This is a genomic window from Kordiimonas pumila (genome assembly GCF_015240255.1).
In the GTDB taxonomy this organism is placed as follows: Bacteria; Pseudomonadota; Alphaproteobacteria; order Sphingomonadales; family Kordiimonadaceae; genus Kordiimonas; species Kordiimonas pumila.
In genome coordinates, this window is record NZ_CP061205.1 from 2,678,845 (window position 1) to 2,697,045 (window position 18,201).

Here is an 18,201-nt window from a genome sequence, read left to right on the forward strand (position 1 = left end):
GGGCCACTATGACAAAACTAATGCAAGGAAAACGCGGACTTATTATGGGTGTTGCCAATGATAGGTCTATGGCTTGGGGCATTGCAAAAGCCTGTGCTGAACAAGGCGCGGAAATCGCTTTCACGTATCAGGGTGATGCGCTGAAAAAACGGGTTGACCCTCTCGCAGCCTCTGTTGGTTCTGATTTTGTGGAAGAATGTGACGTATCTGATCCAGCCTCCATTGATGCCATGTATGAAAAACTGAAAGCAAAATGGGATACAATCGACTTTTTTGTTCACGCCATTGGCTATTCTGACAAAAACGAGCTACGCGGCCGCTATGTTGACACCAGCATGGACAACTTCTTAATGACCATGAACATTTCTGCCTTCAGTTTTGTAGCTGTTGCTCAGCGTCTAGAGAAAATCATGAACCCCGGCGGTAGCATGATCACCCTCACCTATTACGGTGCTAATAAAGCGATCCCGCATTATAATGTGATGGGTGTTGCAAAAGCTGCGCTTGAAGCCAGCACGCGCTATATGGCAAAAGACTTGGGCGAAAAAGGTATTCGTGTGAACGCTATTTCCGCAGGCCCGATGAAAACACTAGCAGCCTCTGGCGTGGGGGATTTCCGCATGCTTTTGAAATATAACGAGGTAAACGCACCGCTGCGCCGTAACATCACACTGGATGATGTAGCGGGTTCTGGTCTTTACCTGCTGTCTGACCTGTCATCTGGCGTAACAGGTGAAATTCATTATGTTGATGCAGGCTTTAACACCACCTGCATGATCAACAATGAAGAGCATATGAAGCAGTATATCGGCCTTCTGGATTAGGAAACGCAAACACTATGTCCTATAATACATTTGGAAAACTGTTCCGCTTCACCACATGGGGTGAAAGCCACGGCCCGGCCCTTGGCTGTACGGTAGACGGCGTACCGCCTCGCCTGTCGCTCACTGAAGCAGATATCCAAGTGTATTTGGACGAGCGTAAGCCCGGCACCAGCAAATACACCACACAGCGCAAAGAACCAGATACGGTTAAAATACTGTCTGGCGTGTTTGAAGGCAAAACAACCGGCACCCCCATCCAGCTCATGATCGAGAATGTGGACCAGCGCTCAAAAGATTACGGCGATATTGCCGTAAGCTTCCGCCCCGGTCACGCTGACTATACCTATATGGCGAAATACGGCATTCGCGATTACCGCGGTGGTGGCCGCTCAAGCGCACGGGAAACCGCGTCGCGCGTAGCCGCTGGCGCTGTGGCGCGCAAAACACTGGGGGACGGCATTACCATTCGTGCCAGCATGGTACAAATGGGCGCTCATAAAATTGATTACAGTCGGTTTGACTGGCTTGAGGTAAAGAAAAACCCGTTTTTCTGTGCTGACCCTGTAACCGCAGAAGCATGGGCAACCGAACTAGACGCCATTCGCAAAAGCGGCAGCAGCATTGGTGCCGTCATTGAAGTGGTGGCCGAGGGCGTTCCCGCAGGCTGGGGCGCACCCATATATAGCAAGCTCGACAGTGACCTAGCCGCCGCCATGATGACCGTTAATGCCGTTAAAGGGGTGGAAATTGGCGCGGGCTTTGAGGCCGCTTGCCTCACGGGCGAGGAAAACGCCGATGAAATGCGCAAAGGGCCAGACGGCAAGCCAGAATTTCTATCGAATAACGCAGGCGGCATACTAGGCGGCATATCAACCGGCCAACCCGTTGTTGTGCGCTTTGCCGTAAAACCCACCAGCAGCATTTTAACGCCGCGCAAAAGCATGAATGCCGAAGGCGAAAATGTGGATATCATGACCAAAGGCCGGCACGATCCGTGTGTTGGCATTCGCGCGGTACCCATTGCCGAAGCCATGATGGCCCTTGTGCTCGCAGACCATAAAATGCTGCACAAAGCCCAGTGTGGTTAACCCATAGGTGCAAGCAACATGCAGTTAGAAACATTTCTTAATGTTGAGTTAGCTCCGTGGAAAATTATCAAAAAAGAAAATAAAGCCTTATTTGCGGGCGGATTAGCTAATCCTGAAAACTTCCCGAAGTTTGCAAGACACCACCGAGGCAAGAAGGTTGCCGATATATCTGCAGAGGGTGCCAAATCTCCCTCACATACCTTAAAAGGTAAATATGTCTGGGGAGGACACTACCATCCACATTTTGGGCATTTCATTGCAGAATTTGTTCATAGATTATGGGTGTGTTAGGAAACAGAATATCGTAACCATACGGTTTTATTCATCACCAATGGAAAGAACATAAAACCATCCAGTTTTTTCATAGAGCTGATGGAACTGTTTCAGATAAAACATTGGCTTATACTTGATAACCCTACTTGCGTGGAAGAGCTAACCATAGGAGAGCAAGGTAAACACTTGGGAGGAGAAACACAGCATTGGTATTCAACGTTCCTTTCAAAGCTGATAACCCAAAAAGCGTTTCATTCGGAAAACACTCCAAAGAAAATCTGTATTCTTCGAGGTCACTTAAGCTCAGGTAGGCTTACTTTAGAAAAAGAATTAGAATTTTTTTTAGAAAAAGAAGGCTACACACCATTTTACCCTGAAAACCACTGCATTAAAGAACAACTAAGTACACTTTATAATGCAGAAAAAGTGATTATGAGTGAAGGTAGTGCAGTTCACTTGTTCGACATTTTACCCCCGATTAAAGCAGAAGTTGCATACCTGTCGCGCAGGCCAAACCAAGTACATACGTTTCTAGAGCCAAAGATCTCTAAACTATCTATATTCAGTGGACAATTGGCATTTCTTCCTAAAAGCCCACAAGGAAGAAATAGAAATAAAGCGCTTAGCTATCTTTGTGGTGACTCAGTTCTAGAATTTTTGCGAAGTGAGGCCTTTCTAGAGAAAAGCAACTCTAAACTTTCAAAAGATTATTATAATGATCTAAAAGATTTTCTCGATAAATCTTCAGAACCTTTCTTAAAAGACGCCGAGGATATGGAAAGTTACCTTGTCCAATTACTGATTTCAGAATTAGCTCGTAAACAGAAAAAAATTCGCACCCTCAATGCTGAAAATACATACTTGCAAGCGCACTTGGCACTTCATGACAAAAAGTATGACACAGCTAAAGAATATGCAGATCATTTTCACATAATGGAACCAAGCGACGAAAGAAACCAGATTCTAAGTGAAGCCATGAATGCCACATATAACGAACTTAAAAAATAATCACAAAACCTAATCAGCAGGGATGGCGAAGATAGTAATCAGCAGCAGTAGCATTGCAGCGCAAGACAGTGCTGTTAGCTCAACAAGGCGCTGGGTGCTTGGCCTTTTAACGCTCGCGACTTTAATCGCAATCAGGGTTTGCAGCAGGTAGTAAGCCGCAAAGGCGCGGGATGCGTAGGAAACAATCGCGAAAATATCCACTGTCCATACCAGCACAACACTAACCGCAACAATAGCGATATAGGCGTACTGGGCTTTCACCTTACCCTTGGTTTGTTCCTCTACCAGCCCGCCTGCGCCGATCGTATCAGCCACAGCCGCGCTGAACTGGCTCATGATCGCCGCAATAATCAACATAACAGCAAGCGCACCAGCCACACGACCAGTTAGCTCTATAATTGCGGTTTCATCCGGGTTCCCAGTGGCAACATACTGCAACAAGGGCAAAACAAGCGCGACAAAGGCAATATAAATAATGCCAGACAAGCCCTGCGCAAACCTCATACTTTTAACACGCATTTCTGTTCCGTATGTGGCCCCAAGGTAGCGTGATGTCTCAAAGCCCTGCACAACCAGTAGCATGCCTGCAAGCATGCGCAGGCGCTCGGTCAAGCCCATGTCCCCCGCGCTCAGGCTACCCAAGTCATAGCCGCTGCCAACATCATAATATGCTAGCCCCACAACAAGCGCCGCAATTATCGCCAGCTTTATAGATACGGCATATTCCTCCATCCGTTCCATAATTTTAAGGCCGCGAAACGCCCCAACAACACCGAGGAAAACCAAAACCGCAGTGGTTAAACCCTGCCCCAGCAGCTCTGTTCGCATGCCCACACCTTCAAGCACAAACGACGCCAGCAAGCGCAGGTAAAAGGTAACAGAGATCACATAGGCAAAAGCAAGCGCCAGCCTTGATAGGTGCTCAAGCCTTTCCACAAAAGTCTGTTCATCATCATCGTTTATCAGGGGTTCTGCATACCTGATATTATAGCGAATAACAGCACCAAGCCCGTATGCCACCACAATAATACCCGCCATAGCACTTGCCGCAAAACTGCCAGCAACCTCGGCAAGCAAGGGCGCCACAATAAGGAACCCACTCCCAATAATGGAGGCAAGCGGCGTGACAGTGGCACGCCACAAGCTGTTTTCACGCACAGGCTTTCGCATTAAAAGCCACAGCACAAAAACAGCAATAACTATAACTATATAATCAATTAATTTCATGGTTAACAGCATTACCCTTACGCATGCTAAAGTGTAAAGCCATCTTTATGTCTTAATGATGTTTATAATTTTACTGGGCCTTAAACTCTGCTACTTGAATACTTTAAATACACAAACTGGAGACACCTTTATGCGACCACATCACCTTCTCGCTGCTGCCTTTCTTGCAAGTGAAGCGCCAGAGCTTGCAGCACAGGATGCGGCACCTAAATGGTCTGTTGGTGCGATTGGTTTGTATGAAGCCAGCCCTTTTGCCGCAGAAGGTAGTGAACTTGAAGCCTTTCCCTTTGTCGCCTACAGGGGGGAGCGCTTCTTTATTGAGGGCCCAATGCTTGGTTATAGGCTAACAACCGAAGACAATAGCGACACTGACGAGCTTGAGCTTGAAGTGAGCATAATTGCTGCCATGCGCACCTTGCCCGGCGAAAGCCGCAACAAGATAACGGCTGACATTGGTATTATAGCCGAATTGGAAACAGCCCTCGGCGAATTTGAGCTTATGGCTCTGCATGATGCCACTGATACAAGTAACGGCATTGAGGTTTCCGCTGAATACAGCCGTGATATTCAATTTGGTAAACTGGTGGTTACGCCGTCTGTTGAGGTGGCATGGCAAAGCCGCAAGCTCACCAACTATCTATGGGGCGTTACAACTGAACAAAATGCTAAAATGATTTCGGATAACAAAACTATCCTGCCCGTATATACACCAAACTCCGATACCTGGGTTGTTGAAACAAATATTATGGCACGCTACCAACTCGCTCAGCAGTGGATGCTCGTTGGTCTTGCTGGGGTAGAGTTCCTTGGTTCCACCGTTACAGATAACCCCGGTATCAATAAAGATCACATTTTTGAAGCAGGTCTGGGTCTAACCTATAGTTTTTAAAGGGTTTATATAGTTTCATCAACCACATGATGTGATGTGTTGTGGGTAAAAAAGCCCACAGCCAAGCCCACCAGTGCCCCTTCTAGTACAAACCACCACGGGCATGCCCACACGCTGCCATCACCCGGCCACACCTGCAACATGGCTGTCAGGTCGCCGTAAATAAACAGCATCAGCACCAGATCAAGCCAAGCGCCCGTAAAGCTGCAAATAAACCACCACGGCATCTTAAGCTTTAGTACTGGGTTATAGGTCAAGAGTGCAAACAGACTAATAACAGCACCAAATGTAATATACCACAGCAGTACGGCAACGCGCATCATCATGCCCGTATCAGGCCACAAAACCGGCATGAGAAAAAAGCCTGCAATCCCAAAACAGGCGCCAACAAGTTTGCCCATAGCAACACGTTTTAGCAGTGGATAGCCTTCAAACATGCTAACCTCCTCTTTTTAAGATAGGCTAATGTAGCATAGCTTGGCCAAATGAAAAAATCAGGCTTTTCTAAACACACCCACCAGTTCTAGGTGCGGCGACCACAGGAACTGGTCCACAGGCACCACACGTGTCAATGTGTACCCGCCGTCTGCCAGCATGCGGGCATCGCGGCCAAAGGTGTTAGGGTTGCAGCTAACACCCACCACGGTTTTAACATCAGAGAGGGCTATTTCTGCCACCTGCTCTTTTGCGCCAGCGCGCGGTGGGTCAAATACCACAGCATCAAAGGCCGTTAACTCTTTTGCTGTCATTGGTCGCCTAAAAAGGTCGCGGTGCAGTGGTATAATCTGTTTCAGGCCTGTAGCAAAGTCGGCCGCGGCTTTTAAAGCATCAAGCGGCGCTTTTGCCCCCTCAACCGCCAGCACTTGGTGGCGACGCGCCAAAGGAAAGGTAAAGGTGCCCATGCCAGCAAACAAGTCTGCAACGCGCTTGTGCTCCTCTGTTGCAGCCAGCACTTCAGCAACAAGCGTGGCCTCGCCTTCTGCCGTCGCCTGAATAAAGCTTGCAGGTGTCAGGCTTACTTTAACGCCAGCAAAGTCCATCACTGGTTCACAGCGGATCGCCACTGGGTCAAGAAAGCCTTCATCCCGAAAATGCAAACTTGCCAGGTCATGGTCATTGGCAAAACCAACCAAGCTTTCACGGGCTTCCAGTGAAAGGTTAATTGCAGCCTCAACCAGCATATCAACGCCGCTTGCGGTTAAAGTCAGGTGCACCTCTGCCTGCATACGCTGCGGTAAGACTGCCCCCAGAATTGTGCGCAGCGGCGCAAAAAGTTTTGTTAAATCAGGATGACTAACAGGGCATTCTTTCAAATCAACAATCTGATGGCTTTTTTGCTCATTAAACCCAAGCACAACACCGCTAATAGTTTTAAGTGCCTTAAGGGCAACACGCCTACGGCTTGCAGGCGGGCTAATGTGTGCAGGCTGTATCAGGGCGCTATCAAACCCGTGGTGTGCAAGCGCCGTTTGGGCACGTTCCACCAGCCAACTACGGTAATAATCATCCGCAACATATTGAAGTTGGCAACCGCCGCATGTGCCAAAATGTGTGCAAGCAGGTGTGCGGCGGTTATTTCCTGTCGATATAACCTCGCTAAGATCAGTGTATATGCCGTTTTTGCGGGTTTCACGAACAACGGCTTTCACCCTGTCGCCCGGCACAGTGTGCGGCACAAATACTGGCACATCACCGTGTGTGCCAACACCGTCGCCCTGCGCCCCAAGCGAGATAATTTCAAGCTCAATTATTTCAGCCACTGATACCGCCAGTTTTTGTACCGTATATAAGGAATTCTATATTGCCTTCCGGTCCTTTTATCGGGCTTTCGGTTATACCAACAGCCTGCCAGCCATCAAGGCTGTTCAACCAGTCGCCAATATCGCCGCAAACAGCTTTGTGCAGCGCGGGATCACGCACCACACCGCCCTTGCCCACATTATCCTTGCCAACCTCAAACTGCGGCTTGATAAGCGCTATAAGGCACCCGCCGGGCTTTACAAAACCAAGAGCAGCAGGCAATACGGTTTTGAGCGAGATAAAGCTAGCATCACACACAACCATATCAACCGGCACCGGAATTTCAGCCTCTGTCAAATAGCGGGCATTGGTTTTTTCCAGCACAGTAACCCGTTCATCGCCCCTCAGCTTCCATGCAAGCTGGCCGCGCCCCACATCAACCGCATAAACATGTGCGGCCCCGTTTGTAAGTAGCACATCCGTAAAGCCGCCCGTGGATGCACCGACATCAATCGCTGTATAGCCTGTGGGGATAACACCGAAATGCGCCAAACCTTTTTCCAGTTTTAAGCCGCCACGGCTAACCCAGTCGTGGTCTTTACCGCGCACGTCAAGCGGGTCTTCATCCTTAACCTGCTGGCCTGCCTTCGTAATTTTGCTTTCACCAGAAAACACAACACCCGCCATTATAAGCGCTTGCGCTTTGGCACGCGATTCCACAAGGCCGCGATCAACAAGTGCTACATCTGCCCGTATTTTGGCTGCCATAAGGGTGCCCAGCCTATAATGTGCGCGTTGTTACAGATTGGCCCAGATCATTCCGGCCCAGCGCCTTTAGCACAGCCGCCACAATGCCAGACGCATTCAGTCCTGCCTCTTCATACATTTTTTCTGGCTTATCATGATCCTGAAATACATCAGGCAATTTAAGCGCACGAACTTTAAGGGAGCCATCCAAAATGCCTTCGCCTGCCAGATAGTCCATCACATGGGCACCAAAGCCACCAATGGAGCCTTCTTCAATCGTGATCAGAAGATCATGGCTTGCCGCTAAGTCTTTCAGCATTTGTTCGTCAACCGGCTTTGCAAAACGCGCATCAGCAACTGTTGTAGATAGCCCTTTGGTTTCCAGTTCCTCTGCGGCCTTCAGGGCCTCAGCAAGGCGCGATCCCAGAGAAACAATAGCAACAGACTTACCTTTTTTAACAATCCGGCCTTTACCAATCGGCAGTATCTCGCCTTTTACCGGCATCTCAACACCCACACCCTCCCCGCGAGGGTAGCGTACAGCAGACGGCCTGTCGGTAATGCTGACAGCCGTTGCCACCATATGCTTTAGTTCTGCCTCATCCGCAGCGGCCATAACAACCATGTTTGGCAGGCTTGCAAGGTACGTAATATCAAAGCTGCCCGCGTGTGTTGGGCCATCAGCCCCAACAAGACCTGCACGGTCGATTGCAAATCTTACCGGTAAGCTTTGAACGGCCACATCATGCACAATCTGGTCGTAAGCACGCTGTAGGAAGGTTGAATAAATCGCAGTAAACGGAATATAGCCCTCAGCGGCAAGACCCGCCGCAAAAGTAACTGCATGCTGCTCGGCAATACCCACATCAAATGTGCGATCAGGAAAACGTTTTTCAAACTTGTCCAACCCGGTGCCAGACGGCATCGCCGCTGTAATTGCAATGATTTTATCGTTCTTTTCTGCTTCCGCAATCAGGCTCTCAGCAAACACATTGGTATATGTAGGGGCGACAGGCTTCGACTTTTTCTGTTCTTTTGTGATCAGGTCAAACTGCGGGACAGCATGGTATTTTTCCTGATTTGGTGTATCGAACGGGTGTCCCCGGCCCTTTTCTGTTACTACATGCACCAAAATGGGGCCTTCTTCTGTATCACGCACATTTTCAAGCACAGGTAACAGGTGGTCCATATTGTGGCCGTCAATAGGGCCAACATAATAAAAACCAAGCTCATCAAACAACGTGCCGCCGCCAATAGCAAGGCCGCGCGCGCTTTCTTCCCACAAACGCGCCCGCTCAGCCAAAGGCCTTGGCAGCAACTCAACAATCTTTTTACCAAACCCGCGCAAGCTCAGGAATGTTTCAGAACTGATAATTTTGGCAAGATATGCGCTTAAACCGCCAACAGCAGGGGCAATAGACATATCATTATCATTCAGGATAACAACCAATCTGTTACCAGCCTGCTTTGCATTATTCATGGCTTCATAGGCCATGCCTGCGCTCATGGCACCGTCACCGATAACAGCAATAGAGCGGCCCTTCTTGCCAGACAGCTTATTGGCAACGGCCATACCCAGTGCTGCACTTATAGACGTGGAAGAATGCCCCGCGCCAAACGGGTCATATTCGCTTTCGGTACGCTTGGTGAAGGGTGCAAGGCCATCACCTTGGCGAATGGTTCGAATGCCTGCGCGCCTGCCGGTTAAAATTTTATGGGGATAGGCCTGATGGCCCACATCCCAAATAAGCCTGTCGTCTGGCGTATTAAAAACATAATGCAGGGCAACCGTCAGTTCCACCACACCAAGCCCCGCACCAAAATGCCCGCCACTGATAGAGGCAGCACTAATCACTTCAGAACGCAGTTCATCTGCCACTTGCCGAAGTTTAGACTTTGGCAAAGCTCTCAATTCCTTGGGGGTTGGCACCTTATCAAGGAGGGGTGTTTCAGGACGTACGCTCAAGTTTATTCCTTTATATGCGCTATGCCTAAGCCATTAGTAGCATTCACGCACGCCTATTTATAGCAAACTCTGCTATTTCGCGTAAAAGCGCGGCCTTTTTATCAAAATCTGCCAAATGGTCAATTGCTTGCTGTGATAGAATGGCCGCTTGTTGTTGCGCCCGCTCAATTCCTAGTATGCCAACGATGGTTGCTTTGCCCGCGTCAGCATCCTTACCTGTTGCTTTTCCCACAACGTTAGCATCGCCTAAAGCATCGAGAAGGTCATCTGCAATCTGGTACGCAAGCCCTAGATCGCGCGCATATCCAGCAAGGGATGCGCGCACCTTTTTACCTGCATGGGCCATAATGGCCCCAGCCTCAACCGCGAATGACAATAAAGCCCCGGTTTTCATATACTGCAGACGAAAAATAGCTCTTTCATCAAGATCATAATCATCGGCCGTCAAGTCTATCATCTGGCCACCTACCATACCGTGGCCACCAGATGCAACAGCAAGGCTTTTTACCAGCTCAAGTCTTACATAGGGGTCTGGGTGTGTATCTGTACTTGCCAATATTTCAAAAGCAAGGGTAAGCAAGGCATCTCCCGCAAGGATAGCCGTAGCTTCATCAAATTTTTTATGAACCGTTGGCTGGCCGCGCCGCATGTCATCATCGTCCATAGCGGGCAAATCATCATGAATAAGCGAATAACAGTGCACACACTCAAGCGCTGCCCCAACATGCAAGGCGTGCTGACGTTCAACACCAAACAAATCTGCGCTTGCTAGCACAAGAAGGGGGCGAAGGCGCTTGCCGCCGTTAAAAACAGCATACCGCATTGCTTCCTGAACACGTGCTTCAGGTCCAGCCGGAACCACCAAAAGCTTATCAAGCACCTGCCCAATAGCCACAGAGGTTGCAGCCATGGTATCCATTAAATCAGAAGCCATTAGATTAAATAGCCTATTCTACATCAAGGGGTTCAGTGCCCGTAGCATTACCAGCTGCATCAAGCGTAATTTTTTCAATTTTCGCCTGTGCATCTTTTAGCTTGGCTTCGCAGTGTGCCTTTAGTTTTGTACCGTAAGTATAAAGGTTTATAGAATCTTCCAAAGGCGCGTTGCCGGATTCAAGCTTTGCTACAACCTGCTCCAAGGCAGCCATAGCCTCTTCAAAGCTAAGGTTTGCAATATCTTTTGTGTCCAGCCCGGTATCCGCCATGGTTATCCCCCGTTAATATCTTAATTCCCTGACTATATGGCACCGGCTGACCGCCTCGTAAAGACTATTCCGCGACCAAAGCATCCAAAACAGGCAAAGAAATACCCGGCAGCTTTGCTACAGCCGCCGTTATATCAACACTATCAATAGCGCCTTTGGCTTGGAATTTATAGACATCGCCGTCTATGGTGCGTGTCATTAAATCAAGTGATTCCAGTAAATGAATGTGAGCCAATGCTTCGCCGAGCGCCATAAAAAATTCCATCCCTGAAATTTTGCGCCGATAAAGCGCCGGGAATGTTTCCACAGCTGTTACAGGGCTATCACAGTAAGCATGCAAGCCGCCAAGCTTACGTATATGGCCACTGATAAGTGTCTCGAGCCGGTTTTGCAGGCCGGTAAAAACCTTACCGTGTGATGGCAACACCACAGGATCCCCCTTTAGGCCTTTCATCCGATCAAGGCTTGAAATCCAATGTGCAAGCGGGTTTGCATAGGGTTCGCGGGCATAAACTGATACATTGGATGTAATATCAGGCAGTATCTGGTCGCCAGAAATCATTAAAGGCTCGTCCAGACACACCAAACAGGCATGTTCTGGCGAATGACCGCGCCCAATAACCACAGACCACTTGCGGCCACCAAAAGTTAATACCATGCCCTCTTCCATGCGCTGAAAAGATTCAGGCAGTTTGTGCACACCTTTTTTAAACCGCCCAAACCCTGCAGCGCGGATCATTTCTTCATATTTGCGGCTCACGCCAGACCTGAACAGAAAATCCATATCATGCTGTGGCATATGGGGTTTTGCCCCCAGCCACAGCGTTTGAGCCATTAGATATTCACCGAGTGTACAATAGAATTTTGCGCCGTGCCGTTTAACCAGCCAGCCTGCAAGGCCCAAATGATCAGGGTGCATGTGGGTTGCAACCACATTTAGAATGGGTTTAGCACCCATCACTTTTTTCTCAAGCCTTTGCCACATGGCACGGCCGCGCTTGCCCTGCGCGCCTGTATCTATAACTGTCCAGCCATCGCCTTCATCAAGCAGGTAAACATTTATATGATCCAGTGTCCACGGCAGGGGTATTCTAGCCCATAATATACCACTTGATACTTCAATTATTTCAATATCTTGTGGAACATTATTAAATATATAGCTTAGGTTTTCATCACCCTTGGAGTAACTTGTCGTATGATCGGAAACTTCAGTATTTTCCGGAACAGGGTTCTCCTGATCCGGTGCTAAGATTTTTTTCATTTTATCCCTCATGGGCTTTCAACAAGCCCTTATGTACGGATAAAGTCATCCGCATCCATTGACATTAATTCAGCCGCACCCGCTTTGATTGGCCCTAGTAATGATGTGGCTTGCGGGAGCAATTGTTCAATGAAGAATTTTGCAACAGTGACTTTCGATTTTAGAAATGCCGGGTTGCCGTCATCTGCTGCTAACCTTCTCTCTGCTTCTACAGCCTGCCGTGCAAGCAGATAGCCGCCCAGAACAGTGCCAAACAAACGAAGGTACGGCGTAGCAGCACCTGCAGTATCCACGATACGGTCAAATCCGTTGGCAAACAGAGTTTCTGCGGCGTCTGAGAGTGCATTAATACCCTCTTCCAGCACGGGCTTTGAGCCTGCCATCGACCGGTCCATACCGGCTGTAAATTCGCGCATTTCTGCAATCAAAGCCTTCCAGTGCACGCCGCCCTCTGAGTTTAACTTGCGCCCAACAAGGTCAAGGGCCTGAATACCATTTGTACCTTCATAAATGGGGGCAATACGGCTATCACGGTAATGTTGGGCTGCACCGGTTTCTTCAATGAACCCCATACCACCGTGAATTTGCACACCAAGTGAAGCTGCTTCTACACCGATGTCTGTAGAGTAAGCTTTTGAAATAGGCGTTAATAAATCAGCTTCACCGAGGGCAGCTTTCTTTACTTCCATATCGCTTGTTTTATGCGCACGGTCCAACGCCCAAACATTGCGGTAAATAATTGCGCGGGCAGCTTCACATGTAGCACGCATGCTAAGCAGCATGCGGCGAACATCTGGGTGTTCAATAATGGCAACAGAAGCGCGAGACTTTGCCCCAATCGCCGCAGACTGAACCCGGTCTTTTGCATAATATACAGCTTGCTGATATGCCCGTTCTGCAATTGCCACCCCTTCTAGGCCCACACCAATACGGGCATGGTTCATCATCGTGAACATATTACGCATGCCTTTATTTTCTTCGCCGACAATATACCCAACACAGTTACCTTCATCACCAAAAGACATCACACATGTTGGGCTGGCATGAATGCCAAGCTTATGCTCAAGGCTAACGCATCTGAGATCGTTGCGGGCACCGAGGCTACCATCTTCATTCACATGGAACTTGGGCACAACAAACATGGATATGCCCTTAGTGCCTTCCGGGGCATCCGGCAGGCGCGCCAGCACAAGGTGAATGATGTTATCACAAAGATCATGCTCACCCCATGTGATAAAAATTTTCTGACCCGTTATTTTATAGCTACCATCAGCCTGTTTTTCAGCTTTTGCCCTGAGCGCACCAACATCGGAGCCTGCGCCCGGTTCAGTGAGGTTCATTGCACCAGACCAGATACCCGATATCATATTAGGCAAATAGGTACGGCGTTGTTCGTCTGTGCCGTGGGCATTAATTGCTTCAATCGCACCGCTGGTTAACAAAGGTTGCAGGCTATAAGCCATGTTGGAGGATGTCACCATTTCAGTAACCGCTGTCGCCAGCACAGAGGGTAAACCCTGACCACCAAACTCTGGGTCAGCCGCGAGTGTGGGCCAGCCACCTTCAACAAAGGCAGCATTCATAGGCTTAAAGGCATCAGGTGTTGTAACAACACCGTCTTTTAAAACGGGAGGTTCAAGGTCACCAATACGGTTCGTTGGCGCAATAATATCGCGCGCAAGCTTGCCCGCCTCCTCAAGCACTGCGGTAACAAGATCTTCGCCTGCATCTTCAAAACCTGGCGTATGATCCCAGTTTTTCATGTCAGCCATTGTTTCAAGGACAAATGTAATTTCTTCAAGTGGCGCTTTATATTCATTCATAAAAAAATAACTTCCCATTAAAGCATTGCCAGCTAGCAAAAGCTGGCTTATCAGCTACTTAAACACCAAACTGGCCATTCTTTGTGGTACACAGCATGGTCATTATCCCTCAAGTGAGACATTGTGTATGGCGACAACACCTCTTATTATTCCGGCAAACAGTGAAAAAGCCATTGCACTTGCCGTTCGCACACTTGAAATAGGGCAATTAATTGCTGTGCCAACTGAAACTGTATACGGCCTAGCAGCAGATGCCTTAAATAGTAGTGCTGTTGCGGATATTTATACAACAAAAGGTAGGCCGTCAAATAACCCCCTGATTTGCCATGTGTCAAATATATCAATGGCTAAGGAATATGTTTCTGTCTCGCCGTTTGCCCAAAAACTGATGGAAGTTTTCTGGCCCGGCCCGTTAACTTTAGTGTTACCAAAAAAAGAAACGGCAGAAATACCACTTTCCGTTACGGCTGGTTTAAAGACACTTGCTGTTCGCTGCCCCTCTAACGCCGTAACCCTTTCTATTATCAAGCACTTGGGCAGACCAATTGCAGCACCTAGTGCTAACCCTTCTGGCAAATTATCCCCTACATCTGCGATGGATGTTGCCCAAACACTCGGCACCCGAATTGCCCTCATTATCGACGGCGGCACCACTGATGTTGGTATCGAATCAACAATTGTATCCGTTCTTGATAACCGCATTACCTTGCTGCGCCCCGGCAGTGTAACTGCTGATGATATTACCGCTGCCACAGGGCATGCGGTGTTTGACAGAGAAACCATCCAGATAACCGCTCCCGGCCAGCTGGCAAGCCACTATGCGCCCACTGCCAATGTCCGGCTGAATGCAACAAACGCATATGATCATGAAATATTCATTGGCTTTGGCGATTATAGTGGCACATTGAACCTCAGTGAAAAGGGTAGCCTTGCAGAAGCAGCCCATAATTTATTTTCGTTTCTTCGCAAGGCAGATGAAACAGGCGCCAGAACCATTGCTGTGGCCCCAATACCGAATGAAGGCATTGGCATTGCCATTAACGACCGTTTAAAACGCGCAGCAGCACCAAGACAAGGCTAAACAGAGAAATATACGAGTATGCCAGCACAGCACCACATTGAAGCTCTTATAACCATGCTCGGCCCAAAAGGCGCGACCACGGACCCAACGGACATTGCCCCCCACATAAAAGAGTGGCGCGGCAAATACTTTGGCCAAACCAGCCTTATGGTTATGCCCGATAGCACGGTAGAGGCTGCACAGGTTGTTCGCTACTGCAACGAGCATAAAATTGCTTTGGTTCCACAAGGCGGCAACACCGGGGTTGTGGGGGGTAGCCTGCCCGGCCTTAATGGGCGCGATGAGGTGCTTATCAGCACAAAGCGCATGAACAGTAACATTCGTGTAGATGCTGCAGACTATTCCGTGACAGTAGATGCGGGCTGTACTGTCGCGGCCATTCAAGATGCAGCAAAGGCCGCCAACAGACTTTTTCCGCTATCGCTGGCATCAGAGGGGAGCTGCACCGCGGGCGGTGTTGTATCAACCAACGCTGGCGGCGTTCATGTGGTGCGCTACGGCACAACACGGGCCTTAACAATAGGTATAGAGGCTATCCTGCCTGACGGGGAAATATATGATAGCCTTTCTTCGCTCAGGAAAAACAACACAGGATACGCTTTGGACCAGCTTTTTATTGGCGCGGAGGGAACCTTAGGCCTCGTAACCAAAGTAGCCTTTCGGCTTTTCCCGCCTGAACTGGAACGGCGTACATACTGGCTGGCCGTTGATAGCCCATCTGATGCGCTGGAATTGCTCGCCAGTGCCCGTACCGAAACCGCTGACAGAGTTTCAGTTTTTGAGATTTTGCCACATGCAGGGCTTGAGCTAGTGCTTACCCATATCCCCGGTACGATAAACCCTTTAAGCAAGCCCTACCCTTGGTACATTCTCATGGAGGTGGCAACCAGCTCGCCTGACAGTGGCCTGCGTACCAAGCTTGAGGAATGGGTTGCAAGCAATATGGAAAACCACCTGATACAAGACGGCGCTGAAGCCCAGTCTGAAACTCAGGCAAAAGCTTTCTGGAAACTTAGGGAAAGCATGTCAGAGGCACAAAAGCACGGCGGCGGCAGTATCAAGCATGATATTGCCGTACCCGTTTCTCATGTGCCTGCCTTTATTACGGAAGCAACTCAAACCCTTGAAGCTGCCTACCCCGGTTGCCGTGTTACGCCCTTTGGGCATTTGGGTGACGGCAACTTACATTTTAATGTTTTGCAGCCAGAAAATGCCAATAAAGAAGAGTTTTTAGCACACTGGGATAGTATGAACCGGCTCGTACATGACATAGTCACAAGTCATAAAGGCTCTATTTCTGCAGAGCACGGTATTGGCACCATGAAAAAAGAGGAACTGGCCCGCCTGAAAAACCCGGCAGCACTTACCACTATGCGGTGCATTAAAAAGGCCTTAGACCCAAACAACATAATGAACCCCGGCGTTCTGTTTCTTTGAGGTTTCTTATAAATTTCAATTGATAACTGCACCACTTCCTTTCTAGTATGCCCCTTAAACACGACAAAGGGGACGTTATGAAACTATCTTATGTAATTGCTGGTATTGTTGCTGTAGCTGCTGGTGTACAGGTTGTTGGCGCAAAACTGATCAGCAATCGGGTTGAAGATGGCATCAAGAGAACTGTTCACGCTTACAGCGAGCAAAGCAGCTTTCCATTTGAAGTGTCTGATTTTGAATCAGGCTGGTTTACATCCCACTTTACAGTACGCACCCCTATCCCCACAGCTTTTATAAAACCAATGATGGAACTGGGCTTTGCAATTAACACGGATGGTACAAGCGCCTACATCAGCACCGAAACAGACCTCACTCACGGCCCTATCATCGTGAAAAATGGTATTCACTTTGCAGCAGCCTACGCAAGCGGCACGCAAACCTTAAAACTGGGTAGTATTCTTGATGCCGCAAAAAAGAATGCCGGCACAGAAGAAAAACAGGCGCGCCTAAAGGCAATTGAAGGCCACATTGGCGCTATTGAAAAGCTTTTAACAACACAATATACCATCGGCGTATCATACCGCGGTGATGTAAGCTTAAAAGCCAAAGTTCAAGGCGGTAAAATTAATATTGTTGATGCTCCACGCTCTGATGCCATCACCCAACTTGATGTATCTGTAGATCCAATACAGTACACGTGGAACTTATCAAGTGACGCCAACTCATCGCTGATAAAATTTAAAAGCGGTACAATATCCCTGCATTTAAGTGGCCCTGACCAAAAGCCTTTGCATCTGGCAATTTCACCTATGGTGGTCACATCCGATATCAGCAGGCTGGCACCCGGGTACTGGGACGGTACCTATACCGCTGAAATGGACGGCGTGAAACTCACTGTGTCTGATTCACACAAAGGCGATGTAGGTTTTGATACTGGCCCGCTCAGCTCCACCATATCTGTTTCTGTAAACCCTCAGAACCCAGCGCTAATAAACGGTGAAAGCGCCTTAACACTGAACGGCCTAAACATAACGCGAAATGGTACACCTATAGAGCTTGGTGACCTGAAAGCAGCAACGCGCATTGAAAACATACTTCTAGCCCTACCCGAAGCACAATCAAAATTATCGATGGAGATGTGGAAAAAAGCGGCAGCGCCAGACCCTACTGATCAATTTGGTAGCTTTGATTTTGCAGCCTATAAAGAGCTTGTACAGGACCAAGTTGACGCTAAACCCTATATTGATATTAGCAACTATTCCATCAACCTTGATGGCAATGAAATTGCTACACATGGTAGCTTGATGCTTCAAGATGGTTTAATCGCCAGCAACATAAACAGCTTAGCAGATATAGCCCCCTATATTGAAGGCGACCTCGTTATCGATATTGACTCAGACTATATCCATAATATCGCCGTTCAATCCCTTGCTCTTTTGCCTAAACCACCCACAGAAGAGCAGCTATCAGAACGCATCAATACACTGGCGCTAACCTATCAGTCCCTTGGGTTTATTGTGAAAGAAGGAAATCACTATATAGCGACTTTTAAGGTAAAGGATGATCAGCTTTTCATAAACGGCAAACCGTTCATGAAGGTGTCTGATATTTTCACTAAAGGCTAGGTCACCC

17 protein-coding genes are annotated in these 18,201 nt (G+C 48.5%); 8 read left to right on the forward strand and 9 right to left on the reverse strand.

Translation table 11 applies throughout. The features are described from left to right. The first annotated feature begins 8 nt into the window (after window positions 1-8). From ICL80_RS11750 to ICL80_RS11765, 4 genes are all read left to right on the forward strand, one after another. The gene (locus ICL80_RS11750; RefSeq protein ID WP_194212492.1) at window positions 9-824 is read left to right on the forward strand and encodes an enoyl-ACP reductase FabI; all 816 of its coding nucleotides are present in this window, start codon (window positions 9-11) and stop codon (window positions 822-824) included. Between the two features lie 14 nt (window positions 825-838). Continuing rightward, entirely contained in the window at window positions 839-1,912 is a 1,074-nt protein-coding gene (gene aroC, locus ICL80_RS11755) for a chorismate synthase (protein WP_194212495.1), read from the forward strand. Between the two features lie 18 nt (window positions 1,913-1,930). Then, complete coding sequence (locus ICL80_RS11760) at window positions 1,931-2,203, forward strand: hypothetical protein (RefSeq protein ID WP_194212497.1); 273 nt, start codon at window positions 1,931-1,933, stop codon at window positions 2,201-2,203. An 81-nt stretch (window positions 2,204-2,284) separates the two neighbouring features. Then, a complete protein-coding gene (locus ICL80_RS11765; protein ID WP_194212499.1) occupies window positions 2,285-3,193 on the forward strand; it encodes a glycosyltransferase family 61 protein in 909 nt (302 codons plus the stop codon). A gap of 9 nt (window positions 3,194-3,202) precedes the next feature. Here the strand turns inward: ICL80_RS11765 and ICL80_RS11770 are convergent, their stop codons facing one another. Continuing rightward, entirely contained in the window at window positions 3,203-4,420 is a 1,218-nt protein-coding gene (locus ICL80_RS11770) for a hypothetical protein (RefSeq protein ID WP_194212501.1), read from the reverse strand. A gap of 130 nt (window positions 4,421-4,550) precedes the next feature. On the opposite strand from ICL80_RS11770, the gene ICL80_RS11775 reads away from it, so the two are divergent. Then, on the forward strand, window positions 4,551-5,309 hold the full coding sequence (locus ICL80_RS11775) for a MipA/OmpV family protein (protein ID WP_194212502.1): 759 nt from the start codon (window positions 4,551-4,553) through the stop codon (window positions 5,307-5,309). Window positions 5,310-5,314: 5 nt separating this feature from the next. Here ICL80_RS11775 and ICL80_RS11780 read toward each other — a convergent pair whose 3' ends face one another. The 8 genes from ICL80_RS11780 to ICL80_RS11815 form a co-directional block, all read right to left on the reverse strand. Further along, a complete protein-coding gene (locus ICL80_RS11780) occupies window positions 5,315-5,746 on the reverse strand; it encodes a hypothetical protein (protein ID WP_194212503.1) in 432 nt (143 codons plus the stop codon). Between the two features lie 57 nt (window positions 5,747-5,803). Next, window positions 5,804-7,069, reverse strand: coding sequence for a 23S rRNA (uracil(1939)-C(5))-methyltransferase RlmD (gene rlmD, locus ICL80_RS11785; RefSeq protein WP_194212504.1), 1,266 nt, complete (start codon window positions 7,067-7,069; stop codon window positions 5,804-5,806). Beyond that, window positions 7,062-7,817, reverse strand: a complete 756-nt coding sequence (locus ICL80_RS11790; protein WP_194212505.1) for a TlyA family RNA methyltransferase — start codon at window positions 7,815-7,817, stop codon at window positions 7,062-7,064. Before ICL80_RS11790 ends, rlmD begins: the two co-directional genes overlap by 8 nt. Before the next feature lie 13 nt (window positions 7,818-7,830). Beyond that, complete coding sequence (gene dxs / locus ICL80_RS11795) at window positions 7,831-9,762, reverse strand: 1-deoxy-D-xylulose-5-phosphate synthase (RefSeq protein ID WP_194212506.1); 1,932 nt, start codon at window positions 9,760-9,762, stop codon at window positions 7,831-7,833. Between the two features lie 43 nt (window positions 9,763-9,805). Further along, window positions 9,806-10,696: a polyprenyl synthetase family protein gene (locus tag ICL80_RS11800; protein WP_194212507.1), complete on the reverse strand. Its 891-nt coding sequence runs from the start codon at window positions 10,694-10,696 to the stop codon at window positions 9,806-9,808. 13 nt (window positions 10,697-10,709) lie between these two features. Then, the gene (locus ICL80_RS11805) at window positions 10,710-10,967 is read right to left on the reverse strand and encodes an exodeoxyribonuclease VII small subunit (RefSeq protein ID WP_194212508.1); all 258 of its coding nucleotides are present in this window, start codon (window positions 10,965-10,967) and stop codon (window positions 10,710-10,712) included. Window positions 10,968-11,031: 64 nt separating this feature from the next. Continuing rightward, window positions 11,032-12,228 carry an MBL fold metallo-hydrolase gene (locus ICL80_RS11810; RefSeq protein WP_194212510.1) on the reverse strand — a complete coding sequence of 399 codons (1,197 nt, stop codon included), beginning with the start codon at window positions 12,226-12,228 and terminating at the stop codon, window positions 11,032-11,034. A gap of 29 nt (window positions 12,229-12,257) precedes the next feature. After that, window positions 12,258-14,051 (reverse strand): acyl-CoA dehydrogenase, encoded by a 1,794-nt coding sequence (locus ICL80_RS11815; protein ID WP_194212512.1) that lies wholly within the window; start codon window positions 14,049-14,051, stop codon window positions 12,258-12,260. A gap of 127 nt (window positions 14,052-14,178) precedes the next feature. Here ICL80_RS11815 and ICL80_RS11820 point away from each other — a divergent pair, with 127 nt between their 5' ends. The 3 genes from ICL80_RS11820 to ICL80_RS11830 all read left to right on the forward strand — a co-directional run bounded on the left by ICL80_RS11820 (window position 14,179) and on the right by ICL80_RS11830 (window position 18,194). Further along, window positions 14,179-15,132 (forward strand): L-threonylcarbamoyladenylate synthase, encoded by a 954-nt coding sequence (locus tag ICL80_RS11820; protein ID WP_194212514.1) that lies wholly within the window; start codon window positions 14,179-14,181, stop codon window positions 15,130-15,132. 18 nt (window positions 15,133-15,150) lie between these two features. Continuing rightward, the gene (locus ICL80_RS11825) at window positions 15,151-16,569 is read left to right on the forward strand and encodes an FAD-binding oxidoreductase (protein ID WP_194212516.1); all 1,419 of its coding nucleotides are present in this window, start codon (window positions 15,151-15,153) and stop codon (window positions 16,567-16,569) included. A 77-nt stretch (window positions 16,570-16,646) separates the two neighbouring features. Continuing rightward, a complete protein-coding gene (locus ICL80_RS11830) occupies window positions 16,647-18,194 on the forward strand; it encodes a DUF945 family protein (RefSeq protein ID WP_194212518.1) in 1,548 nt (515 codons plus the stop codon). Window positions 18,195-18,201 lie beyond the last annotated feature (7 nt).